1 protein-coding gene is annotated in these 1,084 nt (G+C 72.1%); it reads left to right on the top strand.

What is annotated here, in order from left to right:
- Position 1 precedes the first annotated feature (1 nt).
- Positions 2-1,084: citrate synthase 2 (locus FZC61_RS22815; protein WP_148616563.1), on the top strand; the 1,083-nt coding region annotated here is incomplete at its 3' end.

The raw sequence follows: 1,084 nt of genomic DNA on the forward strand, positions 1-1,084 counted from the left end.
CATGACCGAGGTACACCACGGGCTCGAAGGAGTCGTCGCTTTCGAGTCCGAGATCGCCGAGCCCGACAAGGAAGGATCGGCGCTGCGCTACCGCGGCGTCGACATCGAGGACCTCGTGGGGCGGGTGCCCTTCGAGAACGTCTGGGGCCTGCTCATCGACGGCGCCTACACACCCGGGCTGGCCCCGGCCGAGCCCTACAACCTGCCGGTCCACACCGGCGACGTGCGCGTCGACGTCCAGGCCGCGGTGGCCATGCTCGCCCCCGCGTTCGGGTTCGGCCAGACCTACGACATCACCGACGAGCAGGCCCGCGAGGACATCGGACGCCTGGCCGTCATGGTCCTGTCCTACGCCGCACAGTCCGCGCGCGGCCTGCACAAGGCCGTCGTGCCCCAAAAGGAGGTCGACGCCGGCGCCACGCTGGCCGAGAAGTTCCTCATCCGCTGGAAGGGCGAGGCCGACCCCAAGCACGCCCACGCCATCGACGCCTACTGGTCCAGCGCCGCCGAGCACGGCATGAACGCCTCGACCTTCACCGCCCGCGTCATCACCTCCACCGGCGCCGACGTCGCCGCAGCGTTCTCCGGCGCGATCGGCGCGATGAGCGGCCCGCTGCACGGCGGCGCCCCGGCCCGGGTGCTGACCATGATCGAGGAGGTCGAGAGGTCCGGCGACGCGACCGCCTACGTCAAGGGCCTGCTCGACAAGGGCAAACGGCTCATGGGCTTCGGCCACCGCGTCTACCGCGCCGAGGACCCCCGCGCCCGCGTCCTGCGCCGCACCGCCAAGGAGCTCGACGCCCCCCGCTACGCCGTCGCCGAGGCCCTCGAGCAGGCCGCGCTCAAGGAGCTGCGCGAACGCCGCCCCGACCGGGTCCTGGAGACCAACGTCGAGTTCTGGGCCGCGATCGTCCTGGACTACGCCGAGGTCCCCGCCACCATGTTCACCGCCATGTTCACCTGCGCGCGCACCGGCGGCTGGTCGGCCCACATCCTGGAGCAAAAGCGCACCGGCCGCCTGATCCGCCCCTCCGCGGTCTACACCGGCCCCGCCTCCCGCAGCGCCGACGAGGTCGACGGCTGG

The sequence above is a fragment of the Nocardioides rubriscoriae genome, from assembly GCF_008087085.1.
Taxonomy (GTDB): Bacteria; Actinomycetota; Actinomycetes; order Propionibacteriales; family Nocardioidaceae; genus Nocardioides; species Nocardioides rubriscoriae.